This is a genomic window from Micromonospora sp. NPDC048887, assembly GCF_040649715.1.
Classification (GTDB): domain Bacteria; phylum Actinomycetota; class Actinomycetes; order Mycobacteriales; family Micromonosporaceae; genus Micromonospora.
In genome coordinates, this window is sequence record NZ_JBEZGA010000021.1 from 46,776 (window position 1) to 61,352 (window position 14,577).

Consider the following 14,577-nt stretch of genomic DNA (forward strand, 5'->3'; position numbering starts at 1 on the left):
ACCGTCCACAGGGGGATCCGTCGAACGACGTATTGCCGGCGTACGCCTATTCCGCGCCGTTGCGCAGGAAGATGGCGCTGGCCTGCACCCGCGTGCGTACCTGGAGCTTGTCGAAGATGTGCGAGACGTGGACGCCGATGGTCCGCTCGCTGATGAACAGCCGCTGGCCGATCTCCCGGTTGGTCAGCCCCTCGGCCACCGCGGCGAGCACCTCCCGCTCCCGCGGGGTGAGCGTCGCCAGCTCGTCCACCGCCGGCCCGGCGGGCGCCGCCGCCCGCTGCCGGGGCACCGGCGCCGCCTCCGGCGCGGCGTCCACCGCCACCCGGGCCCGCGAGGCGATGGTACGGATCTCCGCGGTCAGCGGCACCGCGCCGAGCGACTGGGCCGTCGTGTACGCCGCACGCAGCAGGTTGCCGGCGGTGGCCAGGCGGCTGCGTCGGGCCAGCAGCGCCTCGGCCTGCCGCAACCGGGAGTACGCGGCCGGATAGGGGTGGTTGCGCCGGTCCCACTCGGCGGCGGAGCGCTCCCACAGCACGGGATCGCCGCGCCCGTCGTCGAGCCGGCTCAGCTCGGCGTGGCAGAGCGCCAGGAACCCCTCGGCCACGTACCGCACCGGCGCACCCGCCTCGGCGCTCTTGCCTGTCACCCGGTCGACCGCGGCGCGTAGCCGGCGTACCGCGTTCGGGTCCACCTCGATCGTGCGGCCGGCCGCCGCCTCGGCCTCCGCGCGCAGCCCGTGCCAGGCCAGCGTGGCCAGCACGATCACGTCGTCGGACCGGCTCTCGGTCAGGCCCCGCTGCACCGCCTGCCGGGCCAGGTCGTGCCGGCCCTGCCACATGGCCAGGCCGGCACGCAGGATGAGCATCGGCAGCACGTGCCGGGCGCCGCCACCGGCCAGCACCGTGGCGACCGCCTCCAGGTCGCGGTCGGACGCCTCGACGTCGCCGTACCCGACGGAGAGCCGGCACCGGGCCAGCAGCAGCTCGACCGCGTCCGCCCCGGAGGGACGGTGCCGCAGCGCGGCGGCGACCACCTTCTCCGCCTCCGCCCACTGCCCCACCCGGAACAGCCCGTTCGTCGCCACCGCCAGCAGCCGGGTCTCCCAGGTGCGGCCGAGCCCCAGCTCGGCGACCCGGTCGGCGCCCCGGCGGGCCACCACCACCCCCTCCTCGAGGATGTTCAGCGGCCCGGTGAGCAGCTCGGCCAGGTGCAGGTACGCGCAGGCCACGTCCTCCGGACGGCCGGCGGACTCGGCGGTCTCCAGCGCCTGGCGCATCACCGCCAGCCCGGCCGCCGGATCCTCCAGGAACGCCTCGCTGAACCCGAGTGCGGCGCTGGCCATCACCACCTCGGAGGTGGTGCCGGGCACGTCGGCGGCGAGCGCCAGCGCCTCCCGGGCCCGGTCGCCGGCCTCGGCGTAGCGGCCCAGGTGCAGCAGCAGCTCGGCCAGCCGGGCGGCGGCGGTGCACCGCTCCTGCGGCGTGCAGTCGGGCGAGGCCAGCACCAGCCGGTACTCCTGCTCGGCCGGGGCCGACCGGCCGGCCGCGGCCAGGTAACGGGCCCGGCGGATGCGCAGCGCGCAGACCGGTGGCCCGGACGGGTCGTCGGCCAGCTCCTCCAGCAGCGTCAGGGCGCGGGCGTGCTCTCCGCTGTGGTGCGCGGCCTCGGCGGCGTGGCTGAGCAGCTCGGCCCGGTCCACCTCGACCGGCTCCGGCAGGGCCCCGTCGGGCGTGACCGCGGGCGGCTCGGTGGCCAGGGTCAGCGCGGCCGACCAGTGGCGGTGCGCCTCGGCGTACCCGTGCAGCCGTTCCGCCTCGCGGGCCGCGGCCATCGCGGCGGGCAGCGCCCGGGCCGGCTCGCCGGCGTGCCGCCAGTGGTGCGCCAGCCGGGCCTGGTGCAGCTCGGCCGGCACGGCGGTGAGGGCCTCGGCGTAGCGGCGGTGCAGCGCGGCCCGCTCGGCGGGCAGCAGCTCGTGGGCCAGGACCTCGGCGACCAGCCGGTGCCGCAGCCGGTAGCCGTCGTCGGCGCCGACCAGCAGGCGGTGCGCGACCGCCTCCCGGACCGCGTCGAGCAGCTCCTCCTCGGGCAGCCGCACCACCTGGGCCAGCAGCCAGTGCTCGACCGGCTCGACGCCCACCGCCACCGCGTGCACCACCGCGTGCGCGGGCTGGGGCAGCGCGTCGACCCGGTCGAGGAAGACCTCGCGCAGCGTGTCGGAGAGACCGTCGCGGCCGTCGCGCCGGTCGCGGGCCAGCTCCTCCGCCACGAACGGATTGCCGCCGCTGCGCTGCCAGAGCTGGTCGGCGGCCTCCGGCGGCAGCGGCGCGCCGACGACCGCGGCGGCCAGCTCCTCGGTGGCGGGCCGGTCCAGCGGCAGCAGGTCGATCACCCGCACCGACCGCAGCCGGCGCAGCTCGGTGAGCACCCGGCGCAGCGGATGCGCGCCGCGCAGCGACTCGGCCCGGATCGCGGCCAGCACCGACAGCTGCAGGTCGCCCAGCCCGGCCAGCAGGTAGAGGACGAGCTGCCGGGTGCTGCGGTCGACCCACTGCAGATCGTCGAGGACGAGCACCAGCGGCCGTCCGCCGGCCACCAGGTGCAGGCCCTGGGCGACGCGTTCCAGCAGCGCCCCGGCGCCGTCCGGGCCGGGGGTCTCCTCGTCGAAGACCTGCAACACCCCGCGGATCGCCGCGGTGGTGCGCGCCTCGGCCTGCTCGGCGTCGAGCCGGCGCAGCGCCTGGCGTACCGGGTGCAGCGGCGAGGCGTCTCCGATGTCGAGGCAGGCGCCGGTGAGCACCACCGCCCCGGCCTGCCGGAGCTGCTCGCCGACCTCGGTCAGCAGGCGGGTCTTGCCCACCCCGCTCTCTCCGGTGAGGAACACCGCGCCGGTCTGCCCGGGCCGCAGGTCGTCGTGCAGCGCCGACCGCAGCGTCGCCATGGTGCCGGTACGGCCGACGAGCGGTGCGGTGTCCAGGTCGCCGGCCATGGGACGCAGCCTAGTCACCGCTCCCGCGCGGTTCTACGGCCGTGGGCCCGGACTGGTACCTCTCGCGTCGACTACACGACTAATGGTTGCGCGTGCCCGACATACGTCGTCCTACAGATCCCCCGAGAACCCGGTGGTGGAAGTCTGCGGTGGTCGTCAGGTACCGGAGTCCGGGGAAAGGGTGGGTGCGATGTCGATCACCACGCCCGTGTGGAGTCGGAAAGCCGTCATCGCGGCGTGCCGGCCGGTGCCCGAGGAACGACGTGTCGTGACCGTCCTCTTCGTCGACATCGTGGGCTCGACGCGGCTGGTCGAGCGGCTCGACCCGGAGGACGTACGGGCGTTGCAGCGCGCCTACTTCGGCACCGTGGCCTCGGTGCTGCGCCGCTGGCGGGGCGTGGTGGAGAAGTACGTCGGCGACGCGGTGATGGCGTTGTTCGGCGCGTCCGGTTCGGACGGTCTGGACGCGTACCGGGCGGTGCGGGCCGGGCTGGACATCCAGGCCGCGCTGGCGCGGCGGAGCCCGGCCGGCGTCCGGCTGCGCGTGCGGGTCGGCGTGGCGACCGGCGAGGTGCTGCTGGACCTGGCCGAGGTCCGCGACGGCGGCCACGGTGCGGCGAGCGGCGCGGTGATCACCACGGCGGCCCGCCTGCAGGAGCACGCGCCGCCGGGCGGGGTCGTGCTCTGCCCGGTCACCCGGAACGCGGTGGCCGGCCTGGTCGAGCAGCGTCCACTGGCCACGCTGACACTCGCCGGCAAGGCGCTTCCGCTGGACGTGTGGCGGGTGACCGGGACTGCCGGTAGCAGGCCGCCCCGGCACCGCGACCCGCTCGTGGGCCGCCGCCGCGAGCTGGCGAGCGCGGTCGACGAGGTCACCCGGGCGCTGCGTGACCGCCGTCCCCGGTGGATCTCCCTGGTCGGACCGCCGGGCAGCGGCCGCAGCCGGCTGCTGCACGAGGTGACCGGTGCCGTGTCGAGCGTGGACGGCGTGCCGGTGCTCCGGCGGGTGACGTCCTGCCCGCCGTACCCGTGCGGGGAACTGGCGCCCCTGGCCGACCTGGTCCGTCCCCGGCCGGACGGCACTGTCGCGGACGGGCCGGGCGGTGTGCTCGCCGCGTTCCTGGCCGCGCCGGACGACGACGCGGTGGCGGCCCGCGCCGTGGTGGCCTGCCGCGAGACGCTGCTCGGCCTGGCCGCCGACGCGCCGGTGCTGGTCGCGCTGGACGACCTGGACCGGGCCGCACCGGCGCTGCGCCGGTTCCTGCACCAGCTCCACGTGGCGGCGGGTGAACGCGGGCTGCCACTGGCGGTCGTCACCACCAGCGGCACCGGCTCGGCCGACCCGCTGCCCGCCCCGGCCCGGCGGATCCCGCTGGAGCCGCTCGGGCCGCTGGACACCGGTCGGCTGCTGCGGCACCTGCTCGACCGGGCCGGGCGGCCGGCCGCGCTCGCCGCACGCCTGATTCCGCTGGTCGGCGGCAACCCGGCGGTCGCGTCCGCGTACGCGGGCACGGATCCGGCGGGCGAGCCCGGCGGCGTGCCCGCCGCCGCGCGCCGGCTGGTGGACGCCCGGCTGGACCGGCTCGACGGCACACACCGGGCGGTGCTGCTGGCCGGGACCGCCCGCGGCGGCCCGGTCGGGGCCGACGCGGTGGAGGCGATGCTCGGCTGGCCCGCCGGCCGGGCCGAGCCGGTGCTGCGGGCGCTGGCCGCGGCCGGACTGGTCCGCCCGGTCCCGGCGGGCGGCTGGGCGGTCGACGCGCTGGTGGCGCGGGTGGCCGCGCTGCGGCTGTCCCGTGCGGTACGGGCGGACTTCGCCCGCCGCCTGCGCGCCACTGAGGACTCCGCTGCCGGCCGCGGGCCGGGAGCGGTAACCGGCGTCCCGTCCCGGGACGCCGACGAGCGGGGCGTCTGCCCGCTCGGGGCGGGACGGTCGCGCCGGTCGGGTGGAGGGGCCCGACCGGCGCCCGTCCCGCCGAACCGGCTGGATCAGGCCGACGCGCTCCGGGCGGTGCCCGCGCAGCCGGTGCGCGCCGGGCCCGTCACGGGGACCGTCCCGGGTGCCGCGGAGCGGCAGGGGTGGCGCGACGTCCCGCGATCCGAGGTCACGCCCGGTCGGTGGCCCGGCCCGGCGGTCACGGCGTGGCCGGAGCAGCGGACCGGACCACCCGGACGGCCGGGCGGGAACCGGCGAGGGAACGAGCCCGGCGGGCGCCCGCTCGGGCTGGCCGCATGAGCGTGACGTCCGGTTCGGAGCGGGCACGGGGCCACTCCGGCCCGGACGTCACCGGGCGGCCGGCCGGTCCGGGGTCAGTCGCGGGCGATGGTGCGGCTGCGTCCCCGGAACTCGGCCACCACCTCGTCGCCGCGCCGTACCGTCACGTCGTAGATGCCGCTGCGGCCGTGCCGGACGCGTTCGGTGGCGTACGCCTCCAGCAGGTCGCCCTCGCGCACCGGGCGCAGGAAGCTGATCTCGCCGCCGGCCGCCACGGTCGCCGGGCCGTGGCTGTTGCAGGCCAGCGCGAACGCGGTGTCGGCGAGCAGGAACACGAAGCCGCCGTGCCCGATCGCGTGCCCGTTGAGCATCGTCGCGGTGACCCGCATCCGGGCCACCGCCGCGCCGTCGCCGGCCGACACGAGTTCGATGCCGAGCCCCTTGGACGCCACGTCGGCGTCGAACATGTCGTGCGCCGCGGTACGGCCGGCCATCTCAGGACTCCCGTCGCTGGTCGACGATGCGGCGCATCTTGCCCATCGACCGTTCCACCCCGTCCGGTTCGATCACCCGTACCGCCACCGACACCCCGATGGTGTTCTTGACCTGCTCGACCAGCATCGCGCCGGCCCGCTCGGCCTCGTCGGCGGCGGCGCCCGCGCGCCGCTCCACGTGGACGGTGAGCGTGTCGAGCCGCCCCCGCCGGTCGAGCAGGCACTGGAAGTGCGGCGACAGCGCCGGGGTACGCAGGATCAGCTCCTCGATCTGGGTCGGGAAGACGTTCACCCCTCGGACGATCATCATGTCGTCGGTCCGCCCGGTGATCTTCTCGATGCGCCGCATCGGGCGGGCGGTGCCGGGCAGCAGGCGGGTCAGGTCGCGGGTGCGGTAGCGGACCACCGGCATCGCCTCCTTCGTCAGCGAGGTCAGCACCAGCTCACCCCGTTCCCCGTCGGGCAGCACCCGGCCGGTGACCGGGTCGATGATCTCCGGGTAGAAGTGGTCCTCCCACAGGTGCAGACCGTCCTTGGTCTCCACGCACTCGACCGCCACGCCCGGACCCATCACCTCGGACAGGCCGTAGATGTCCAGCGCGTGCATGTCCAGGCGGGTCTCCAGCTCCCGGCGCATGTCCTCGGTCCACGGCTCGGCGCCGAAGATCCCCACCCGCAGCGAGGTGGCGCGCGGGTCGACGCCCTGGCGTTCCATCTCGTCGACGATGGCGAGCATGTAGCTCGGGGTCACCATGACGACCTCCGGTTCGAGGTCGCGGATCAGCATGACCTGGCGCTCGGTCATGCCGCCGGAGACCGGGACGACGGTGCAGCCCAGCTCCTCGGCGCCGTAGTGCGCGCCGAGCCCGCCGGTGAACAGCCCGTAGCCGTACGCGACGTGCACGCGGTCGCCGCGGCGGCCCCCGGCGGCACGGATCGAGCGGGCCATCAGCTTCGCCCAGGTGTCCAGGTCGGCGCGGGTGTAGCCGACCACTGTGGGACGGCCGGTGGTGCCGGAGGAGGCGTGCAGCCGGGCGATCCGCTCGCGGGGCACCGCGAACATGCCGTACGGGTAGTTCTCCCGCAGCTCCGCCTTCGCGGTGAACGGGAAGCGGGCCAGGTCGGCCAGCTCACGCAGGTCGTCCGGGTGCGCGCCGAGCGCGTCGAACGCGCGCCGGTAGTGCGGCACGTTGTCGTACGCGTGGCGCAGCGAGTGCCGCAGCCGGTCCAGTTGCAGCGCGCGCAGCTCGTCGACGCCGATCCGCTCGACGGGATCCAGCTCCTCCGGACGGGGCGTGCGCTCCTCCACGGTGACCTCCTGGCACGACGGGCCCCGGACGCCGCGCGCCGGGCGCTGCGCCCACCGTACGCCCGCCACCCCTGCCCCGCCGCGCTCCCCCGCGATCTTGCACTTGCCGCCCCTCGGGTGTCCTTTTCGCGCAATGTGCCGGGGCGCAAAGTGCAAGATCGCGGAGGGCCGGGCGGGGGCCGGGCGAGGGCCGGGGGCGAGAGGCGGGGTTATGCTCTCGGGTGCTGGTGGGAGGTGTTGTGTCGGATCCCCGGGTCGATCCGGACGTCGACCTGCGCGTACCGGCGGACCGCGCGGAACTGTCCGCGCACCCGGCGGTGGCGCTCGGCGTGATCGCCGCCGGTGGCGTGCTCGGCGCGCTGGCCCGGGCCGGCGCCCAAGCCGCCGTGCCGCACCCGCCCGGCGGCTTCCCGTGGGCCACGTTCGCCGTCAACGTCACCGGCTGCCTGCTCATCGGCGTGCTGATGGCGGTGCTCGCCGCCCGCCCGGCCCATCCGCTGACCCGGCCGTTCCTCGGCGTCGGCGTGCTCGGCGGGTTCACCACGTTCTCCGCGTACGCGGTCGACGCGCAGCGGCTGCTGACCGGCGGCGCGGCCGGTACGGCGGGCGCCTACCTGGCCGCGACTGTGCTCGGCGCGCTGGCGGCGGTCGCGGCCGGGGACGCGGTGACCGCCCGGCTCCTGGCCGCCCGGCACGGGAGGGCAGGGTGACCGTCCTGCTGATCGCGCTCGGCGCGGCGATCGGCGCCCCGCTGCGCTACCTCACCGACCGGGCGGTGCAGGCCCGGCACGGCTCGCCGTTCCCGTGGGGCACGCTGACCGTCAACGTCGCCGGGTCGCTGCTGCTCGGCGGCCTGCTCGCGGCACCCGTCGACCCGGGCGTGACGGCGCTCGTCGGCACCGGCTTCTGCGGCGCGCTGACCACCTGGTCCACGCTCAGCTACGAGACGCTGCGCCTGGCCCGCACCGGTGAGCGCCGCCTCGCGTACGCGAATGTGGCGCTCAGTGTGGCCGCGGGCCTGGGCGCGGCGTTCCTCGGCTACTCGGTCGTCACCGCGCTGGGCGGTTGAGCCCGCGCGTCAGCGGGCCCGGCGCTCCGGGTGCGCCCGGTTCCACGCCCGCATGCGCTCCGGATAGCCGGTACGGGCCGCCTCGTAGAGCGGCAGCGCGTGCTTCTGGGCGATCTTGGCGGCGACCCGGGGCGAGCCGGTACGGCGGCGGATCCACTCGCCGTCGTGCGCGATGGCGACCACTGTCGTGTCGGTGGCCGTGGTCTCCGGTTCCAGGTAGAACTCGACCCCGCTGCGGCTGGTGACGAACGCCTCCAACTGCGCGAGGTCCTCCTTGGTCGCCTCGCGGTCGAGCTTCGTGGGCGTCGTCGGGTCGGCGGCCCGGCGGCTGAACCAGCCCATGCCCGCCTCCTCTCCTCGGCGTTCGCCCCAGTGCAGCACGCCCGCCTGGCAGCCGGCTGGGAGCGCGGTGGGAGTCGGCTGGGCCGGCTCAGCCGGCCTTCACGCCCGGGCTGCCGACTCCCGGCGTGCCGGCCCCCGATGTGCCGGCCGCCGCGTCCGGCGCGGCGGGGCGCTCCCGCAGCACCGGCACCAGCGCGAGCGTGGGCAGCAGGAGCAGCGGCACCACGCCGAGCGCGGGCAGCACGCCGAAGTGGTCGCCGAGGAAGCCGAGCAGCGGCGGGCCGGCGAGGAAGGCGGTGTAGCCGATCACCGCGACCACGCTCACCCGGGCCGGGGCCCTGTCCTCGTCGTCGGCGACGGCGCTCATCCCGACCGGGAAGCCGAGTGACGCGCCGAGGCCCCACAGCGCCACGCCGGCCACGGCGAGAGGGCCGTTACCGGCCAGCACGGCCAGCGCCGCGCCGGCGGACGCCATCGCGATGGTGGTGAACAGCACCGGCACCCGCCCCCACCTGTCGATGGCGACGGTGCCGACGGTGCGGCCGAGCGTCATGCCCACCACGAACACGCCGAACACCGCGGCGCCGACCGCCTCGTCGACCCCGTACCCGTCGACGAACGCCACCGCGAGCCAGTCGTTGGCGCTGCCCTCGGTGAACGCCATGACCAGCACGAGCAGCCCGACCAGCAGGGTGCGGGGCTCGCGCCAGGCGGCCAGCAGCGCCCGCCGCCGGGCCGCCGGCTCCCCGGCCCCGGCCGCCTCGGCCGTGGCCGCGAGGAAGGCCCGGGCGCCGAGCAGCGTGCCACCCAGGACCAGCACGGACAGGACCGGCAGGTGCACCCCGACGGGCACGCCGAAGTGCGCGGCGCCGGCGCCGAGCCCGGCCCCGGCCACCGAGCCGAGGCTCCAGGCGGCGTGGAACCGGGGCAGGATGGTGTAGCCGAGGCGCTTCTCCACGGCGGCGCCCTCGACGTTCATGGCCACGTCGCACAGGCCGGAGCCGAAACCGAACGCGGCGAGCCCCAGCCCGACGCCGACGACCGACCCGGCGATACCGGCGGCGAGACCGGCGCCGGTCAGGCCGAGCGCGACGAGCACCACCGACACGGTCACGGTGCGGGCCGGGCCGAGCCGCTGGGTCACCAGACCGGCGGTCGGCATGGCCAGCAGCGAGCCCGCCGACACGCAGAGCAGCAGCAGCCCGAGCCGGCTCGGGCTCAGGTCGAGCACCTCCCGGGCCGCCGGGACCCGGGAGAACCAGCTCGCCACCGCGAGCCCGTTGAGGGCGAAGACGACGGCCACGCCGTTGCGGGCGCTCAGCACCGCCCGGGGCGCCGGTGGCCGCTTCCCGGCCGGTGCGTCGATGGTGCTGCTCACGGTGCGGTGGTCCCTTCCCCCGTCTGGTTCCCGACGACGATCGCACACCTGAGAGCGCTTCCACCACAAGCGCCGTTAAGGCTTCGCCCATCCACGCCGGAGCGGGCATGATGCGGACATGGGTACGCCGACCGCACGTCCCGCCACGCTCGAAGACGTCGCCCGCGACGCCGGGGTGTCCCGGGCCACCGCCTCCCGGGTGCTCGGTGGCTACGGGTTCACCTCGGCGCAGGCCCGGGCCCGGGTGCACGCCGCCGCCGAGCGCCTCGACTACGTGCCGGACCTCGCGGCCCGGGCGCTGGTGCGCGGCGCCGGGGTACGCCTGGTGGTGGCGGTGGTGGGCCGCGACGAGACGGTGCTGGACGACCCGTACGTGCACCGGGTGGTGGGCGCGGCGTCGCGGGAGTGCGCGCCGCACGGCGTCGGCGTGGCACTGGAGTGGCTGCCGCTGGCCGACCCGTCGGGGCTGGCCCGGCTCGGCGCGGACCGGGGCGTGTGCGGGGTCATCCTGGTCAACACGACCCAGGCCGCGCTGGACGCGGTGCCGCCGAGACTGCGCGGCCGGGTCGTCTCGATCGGCCAGGGCTCGGCGACGGTGCCCTCGTTCGACGTCGACAACGCCGGTGGCGCGGGCGAGGTGCTGCGCCACCTGTACGCCACCGGCCGGCGCCGCATAGTCATGGTCACCGGGCCGCGCTGGCTGGTCTGCGCCGAGCGCTCGGTCACCACGTACCGGGAGCTGATGCGGGAGTCCGGGTCTCCGGAGCGGCTGGTCACCGGCGACTTCACCGCGGCGCGGGGCGGCTGGGCGGCGCTTGCGGCGCTGCGCCGGTGGCCGGACGCCGACGCGGTCTACGCGGCCAGTGACGCCACCGCGTTCGGCGTGATCGCCGCGTTGCGCGGGCGCGGTGTGCGGGTGCCGCACGACGTGGCGGTGGCCGGGTTCGACGACCTGCCGTACGCGGCGATGAGCAGTCCGCCGCTGACCACCGCCACCCACCCGGTCGACCGGATCGCCGCGGCGGCGGCCACCGCCGTGCTGACCCGGGCGCCGGTCGCGCCGAGCACCGCGTTCCCGTCGACGCTCGTCACCCGGGAGAGCGCCTGAGCGCCGGTCAGTGCCCGGCGGCGTCGGCGTGCCGGGCCGGGCCTGGGTCAGCACGTTCCGGGCGGCGGCGGGCGCGAAGAACGGCAGCGGGTGCCCGGCGAGCCGGGTGGCGATGATCCAGGCGACCGTCGCCGCCAGCGTGTCCTGGAGTACGGGCCGTCAGCCGTGCCGTAGCCGCCCGGCCGCCTGCCGGAGCGCCGTCGCGGCCCGGCTCGCGGTCGGTGTCATCGCTTCCCTCCGGTCCGCGTAACCCATCCTGCGGCCGGGCGGTCCCCACCGGTGGACGCGTTCGGGCCGGTCGGCCCTGGCCGTCGCCGCACGCCCGCCGGTCAATGGATACGGGAGAAGGAGGGGTTCCGGTGGGCGGACTCATGACGTGGATGTACCGGGGTCGCCGGCCGAACCGGCTGGCCCGGATGCTCAACGCGCTGTCGGCGTGGCAGTACGGCGCCGGGCTCGCGCCGCGGCACTGGGTGACCATGGAGGTGCCCGGCCGACGCACCGGCCGGACCGTGTCGGTGCCGATAGTGGTCGCCGATCACGACGGCGAGCGGTACGTCGTGTCGATGCTCGGCGAGCGGGCCAACTGGGTGGCGAACGCACGCGCCGCGCACGGGCGGGTGGTGCTGCGCCGTCGCCGCCGCGAGCCGGTCCGGCTGGTCGAGGTGCCGGTGGCGCAGCGGCCGGAGATCCTGCGCCGGCACCTCGCGCTCGCCCCCGGCGCCCGGGCGCACGCGCCGGTGGACCGGCACGCCCCGCTCGCCGACTTCGCCCGGGTCGCCGCCGGCATCCCGGTGTTCCGGATCGTCCCGGAGCAGCCCCCGGCGCGGTGACCCCCGGCGAACCGGCGCCGCGACAATCTTTCAGAATATCGATCGCTCGCGTTTCCGGGGTCGTCCGAATGGGAGAGGGAGCCGGTAAGATCGGCGACAGAACGGCGACCGATCACGGACTGCCCGGCGGCCCGCACCAGCTCACACTGAGCGCATGAATACGAGACTCCGCCGCCGCCGCACATTCGGTCTCGCGGCGTGTCTCGCCCTCGTGGCGATATTGAGCGGCTGCATGCAGCTCAACCTCGGGCTGACCGTGAACGACGACGACACGGTCTCCGGCCAGCTCCTGCTCACCGCGCCGAAGTCTGTGCTCAAGCAGCGCAACCCGGATCCGGCGGTGGCGTTCGCCGAACTGCGGCCGAACATTCCCTCACTTCCGCCCGGAGCGGAGACCCGGTACGAGGACGCCACCTCGTACGGCATTCAGATCGCGTACCGGAAAACGCCACTGGCGCAATTCACGAGCGAAAGCGTGAATCTTGTTCGGGACGACGATCTGTATCGCTTCTCGCTCCCCCTGGACCCGAAGAAATACGGCGGAAAGGTCGGGCAGCAGGATCCGCGTCAGCAACAGGCGTTCATGACCTTGATGGAGTTCGAGATCTCGGTGACGTTCCCCGGCCGGGTGCTCGACACGAACGGCACGGTCACCGGACGCTCGGTCACCTGGAAGGTGGTCGCCAACCAGCCCAAGCCGGCCGAGTTGCGCGCCGTCGCCCAGGCGCCCCCGCCGCCCGCCACCAGCCCGGCCGCCGTGGTGACCGGGAACGGCTCCTTCCCGTGGCTGGCGGTCGCCGGCGCCGTGATCGTCCTGCTGCTGGTCGTCGGCGTGGCGCTCGTGCTGCTGATGCGGCGACGGCGCTCCCACCGCGGGCCGGACGCGACGGCCACCACCGACCCGGGCGCCACCGGCCCGGCCCACACCCCCGGCGCCGCTCCCGGCCCGGGTGCCTCCACCGGCCCGGGCGCGCCCGTCGGCCCCGCCCCGGCCACCACCGGCACCCCGGCCGCGCCCGACGCACCGACTCGACCCGCCGGCCCACCGGCCTGAGCCCGCACCGACCACCGACGGCGCCCGCGCCGGCGGCCCACCACCACACCGGGCGGACCCTGGATCACGTGACCCGGAACGCCGCCGCACCACTCCACCCCGGCCGCACCACCGCACCATCGGAAAGAGGGGGATCGCCGTGAACGATCTCTTCACCTGGGCCGCCCTGGGCAGCCTCACCGGCGCCAGCGCCGCCACCCTGCTCGCCACGAACGTCATCGGCGGGCTGATCGGGCCGAGCGGCGACAAGGCGCGCAAGTGGATCGCGCTGGGCTTCGCGCTCCTGCTGTCCTACCTGACCGCCGCGTTCGCCGACGACGCCGGCCCGGAGAAGTGGATCATCGCCTTCTTCAACGGTCTGGTGATCTTCTCGGCCGCGCTCGGCGTCAACCAGCTCCCCCCTGGCAACCGGCAGGCGACGCAGGCGTCGCCGACCCAGCTCGCCCAGGGCCGCGAGCCCCGCTTCGTCCGCTCCTGGGTCTGAGAGAGGTGACCCCATGATCTTCGGCATCCTCAGCGCGGCCGTCCAGGTCGTCTTCGGCGCCGTACTCGGGCAACTCGCCGCCGGCACCGTCGGCCTGCTGGCCGGCGCGGTCGTCGGCCTGCTCGTCGGCGCACCGTTCGGCTGGGCGTCCGCCTCCGCCGGCACGTACGCCGCCGATCCGAAGGGGATCTTCCTCTTCGTGGTCGACCACACCTGGAGCCTGCTCAACACGTTCGCCGGGGCGCTCTACCTGGCGCTGCACCTGGTCTTCGGCCACCAGCTCGACCGGATCGTCTCGGCCGGCAGCGGCCGGGTCAACGTGGTCGAGGGCGTCTCCCCCCGGTACGCGACCACGATCGGCACCGTGTGCGCCGGGTCCAGCCCCGGCATCCAGCGGCACGAGGACGTGCACGTGTTCCAGGCCCGGCTGCTCGGCCCGTTCTACCTGCCGCTGGTGGCGCTCAACTACGCGCTGTTCACCATCGCCCCGGTGTGGCTGCTCTGGCACGACCACACCAACGCGCCGATAAACAGGTTCACCCGCTACTTCGAGATCGGCGTCTACCCGCACGTGTGGAACGAGGCCATCGCGTACCGGATCCAGGGGACGCCACCGCGATGACCGGCGCGATCGAGGCGGCCGTCGCGGACGTCGCGCAGTGGCTGGCCGGGGCGGTGGGCGAACCCGTACCCGTCGGTCCGCCACGTGACGACCCCGGCGGCGGCCTCACCCTCTGGCCGCTGGAGCTGCGGCCGGCCCGGCAGACCGCGACCGGCGGCGCGACGCGCGAGCCGTACCGGTTCGTGGTCCGCCTGCTGGTGGCGGGCGGCGGGTCGGCGGCGCTGGCCGCGCTGGACCGGGTGCTCGCCGCCGCCACCACGGCGGGCCGGCCGGAGCTGGTGCTCGCCGCCGGCGACCCGGCGCTGTGGCGCGCGCTGGGCGTGGCACCCCGGCCCGCGCTGCTGCTGGACGCGCCGGCCCGGGTGGAGCGGCCGGTTCCGGTCGCGCCGCCGGTACGCCAGCCGCTGCGGCTGCGGCAGCTCGGCATGCGCACGCTGCACGGACGGGTGGTCGGTCCGCGGGACCAGCCGCTCGCCGCCGTCCGGGTGGAGCTGGTGGGCGCCGCCCAGGCCACCGAGACCGACACCGCCGGCCGGTTCCGGCTGGCCGGCGTGCCGCACGACCCCGACGCGCCGGACGCCCCGGTGCGGATCCGGCTCATCGGCGCGGGGCGCGTCCACACCGCCGAGCTCGACCCGGCCGGCGACGGCCTGATCGTCGTCCGCGCCCCCGACTGACGTCCG

Annotated in this window: 14 protein-coding genes; 9 read left to right on the forward strand and 5 right to left on the reverse strand. The window is 76.0% G+C overall.

What is annotated here, in order from left to right; all coding sequences use genetic code 11:
* Nucleotides 1-46: 46 nt before the first annotated feature.
* Nucleotides 47-2,986 (reverse strand): AAA family ATPase, encoded by a 2,940-nt coding sequence (locus AB0C17_RS25745; RefSeq protein ID WP_357480834.1) that lies wholly within the window; start codon nucleotides 2,984-2,986, stop codon nucleotides 47-49.
* A 268-nt stretch (nucleotides 2,987-3,254) separates the two neighbouring features.
* On the opposite strand from AB0C17_RS25745, the gene AB0C17_RS25750 reads away from it, so the two are divergent.
* Entirely contained in the window at nucleotides 3,255-5,222 is a 1,968-nt protein-coding gene (locus AB0C17_RS25750) for an adenylate/guanylate cyclase domain-containing protein (protein ID WP_357480837.1), read from the forward strand.
* A gap of 74 nt (nucleotides 5,223-5,296) precedes the next feature.
* Here AB0C17_RS25750 and paaI read toward each other — a convergent pair whose 3' ends face one another.
* Together paaI and paaK are read right to left on the reverse strand one after the other, a co-directional pair.
* Complete coding sequence (paaI, locus tag AB0C17_RS25755; RefSeq protein WP_357387782.1) at nucleotides 5,297-5,695, reverse strand: hydroxyphenylacetyl-CoA thioesterase PaaI; 399 nt, start codon at nucleotides 5,693-5,695, stop codon at nucleotides 5,297-5,299.
* A gap of 1 nt (nucleotide 5,696) precedes the next feature.
* Nucleotides 5,697-7,004, reverse strand: a complete 1,308-nt coding sequence (gene paaK, locus AB0C17_RS25760) for a phenylacetate--CoA ligase PaaK (protein WP_357480840.1) — start codon at nucleotides 7,002-7,004, stop codon at nucleotides 5,697-5,699.
* Between the two features lie 227 nt (nucleotides 7,005-7,231).
* Here paaK and AB0C17_RS25765 point away from each other — a divergent pair, with 227 nt between their 5' ends.
* Together AB0C17_RS25765 and AB0C17_RS25770 are read left to right on the forward strand one after the other, a co-directional pair.
* Entirely contained in the window at nucleotides 7,232-7,714 is a 483-nt protein-coding gene (locus AB0C17_RS25765; protein ID WP_357387786.1) for a CrcB family protein, read from the forward strand.
* On the forward strand, nucleotides 7,711-8,073 hold the full coding sequence (locus AB0C17_RS25770; protein WP_357480843.1) for a CrcB family protein: 363 nt from the start codon (nucleotides 7,711-7,713) through the stop codon (nucleotides 8,071-8,073). Before AB0C17_RS25765 ends, AB0C17_RS25770 begins: the two co-directional genes overlap by 4 nt.
* Nucleotides 8,074-8,082: 9 nt before the next feature.
* On the opposite strand, the gene AB0C17_RS25775 is transcribed toward AB0C17_RS25770, so the two are convergent.
* Both AB0C17_RS25775 and AB0C17_RS25780 read right to left on the reverse strand, forming a co-directional pair.
* Complete coding sequence (locus tag AB0C17_RS25775) at nucleotides 8,083-8,415, reverse strand: hypothetical protein (RefSeq protein ID WP_357480846.1); 333 nt, start codon at nucleotides 8,413-8,415, stop codon at nucleotides 8,083-8,085.
* An 88-nt stretch (nucleotides 8,416-8,503) separates the two neighbouring features.
* Nucleotides 8,504-9,793 carry an MFS transporter gene (locus AB0C17_RS25780; RefSeq protein WP_357480849.1) on the reverse strand — a complete coding sequence of 430 codons (1,290 nt, stop codon included), beginning with the start codon at nucleotides 9,791-9,793 and terminating at the stop codon, nucleotides 8,504-8,506.
* A gap of 118 nt (nucleotides 9,794-9,911) precedes the next feature.
* Between AB0C17_RS25780 and AB0C17_RS25785 the strand changes: the two genes are divergently transcribed.
* The 6 genes from AB0C17_RS25785 (at nucleotide 9,912) to AB0C17_RS25810 (ending at nucleotide 14,571) form a co-directional block, all read left to right on the forward strand.
* Complete coding sequence (locus tag AB0C17_RS25785) at nucleotides 9,912-10,901, forward strand: LacI family DNA-binding transcriptional regulator (RefSeq protein WP_357480851.1); 990 nt, start codon at nucleotides 9,912-9,914, stop codon at nucleotides 10,899-10,901.
* A gap of 359 nt (nucleotides 10,902-11,260) precedes the next feature.
* The gene (locus AB0C17_RS25790; RefSeq protein ID WP_357387798.1) at nucleotides 11,261-11,734 is read left to right on the forward strand and encodes a nitroreductase/quinone reductase family protein; all 474 of its coding nucleotides are present in this window, start codon (nucleotides 11,261-11,263) and stop codon (nucleotides 11,732-11,734) included.
* A 154-nt stretch (nucleotides 11,735-11,888) separates the two neighbouring features.
* Nucleotides 11,889-12,788 (forward strand): DUF3153 domain-containing protein, encoded by a 900-nt coding sequence (locus tag AB0C17_RS25795; protein WP_357480854.1) that lies wholly within the window; start codon nucleotides 11,889-11,891, stop codon nucleotides 12,786-12,788.
* Between the two features lie 139 nt (nucleotides 12,789-12,927).
* Nucleotides 12,928-13,272 carry a hypothetical protein gene (locus AB0C17_RS25800; protein ID WP_357387802.1) on the forward strand — a complete coding sequence of 115 codons (345 nt, stop codon included), beginning with the start codon at nucleotides 12,928-12,930 and terminating at the stop codon, nucleotides 13,270-13,272.
* 13 nt (nucleotides 13,273-13,285) lie between these two features.
* A complete protein-coding gene (locus AB0C17_RS25805) occupies nucleotides 13,286-13,894 on the forward strand; it encodes a glycine zipper family protein (protein WP_357387804.1) in 609 nt (202 codons plus the stop codon).
* A complete protein-coding gene (locus AB0C17_RS25810) occupies nucleotides 13,891-14,571 on the forward strand; it encodes a carboxypeptidase-like regulatory domain-containing protein (RefSeq protein ID WP_357473776.1) in 681 nt (226 codons plus the stop codon). Before AB0C17_RS25805 ends, AB0C17_RS25810 begins: the two co-directional genes overlap by 4 nt.
* Nucleotides 14,572-14,577: the final 6 nt, after the last annotated feature.

Excerpts from the sequence above, each read along its gene's own strand:
- paaI (WP_357387782.1), bottom strand. The coding sequence starts at position 5,695 with ATGGCCGGCCGTACCGCGGCGCACGACATGTTCGACGCCGACGTGGCG.
- AB0C17_RS25810 (WP_357473776.1), top strand. The coding sequence starts at position 13,891 with ATGACCGGCGCGATCGAGGCGGCCGTCGCGGACGTCGCGCAGTGGCTG.
- AB0C17_RS25745 (WP_357480834.1), bottom strand. The coding sequence starts at position 2,986 with ATGGCCGGCGACCTGGACACCGCACCGCTCGTCGGCCGTACCGGCACC.
- AB0C17_RS25785 (WP_357480851.1), top strand. The coding sequence starts at position 9,912 with ATGGGTACGCCGACCGCACGTCCCGCCACGCTCGAAGACGTCGCCCGC.
- AB0C17_RS25775 (WP_357480846.1), bottom strand. The coding sequence starts at position 8,415 with ATGGGCTGGTTCAGCCGCCGGGCCGCCGACCCGACGACGCCCACGAAG.
- AB0C17_RS25795 (WP_357480854.1), top strand. The coding sequence starts at position 11,889 with ATGAATACGAGACTCCGCCGCCGCCGCACATTCGGTCTCGCGGCGTGT.
- AB0C17_RS25805 (WP_357387804.1), top strand. The coding sequence starts at position 13,286 with ATGATCTTCGGCATCCTCAGCGCGGCCGTCCAGGTCGTCTTCGGCGCC.